Annotated in this window: 1 pseudogene; it reads right to left on the bottom strand. The window is 41.1% G+C overall.

The window, feature by feature from the left end:
- Window positions 1-28: 28 nt before the first annotated feature.
- A pseudogene (locus HMPREF2661_RS10835) lies at window positions 29-219 on the bottom strand (CHAP domain-containing protein); the annotation flags it as partial.

Below are 219 nucleotides of genomic sequence, written 5' to 3'. Positions count from 1 at the left end.
ATCAGCATTCTTCAAATTTGGGAAGGATTTAACCAAACGAACGATCGCCATAGCTGCGCTCTTCTTGAACTTGAGGAGTATTTTGAGCAACTTCTTGAGCCTGATTTTGTTTTAAGGTCTCTCGCAACTCATCTCTAAAATTTGCCACCACATCGGCATTGTCAGCCAATGCTTTGGCTGTGAACGTACCATCTTTGTCGTTTTTAAAGCCTTGAATTA

Source organism: Neisseria sp. HMSC061B04, from assembly GCF_001836705.1.
GTDB lineage: Bacteria > Pseudomonadota > Gammaproteobacteria > Burkholderiales > Neisseriaceae > Neisseria.
Note: the sequence above shows the minus strand (reverse complement) of the source record. Positions and strands in the feature narration are given on the sequence as shown.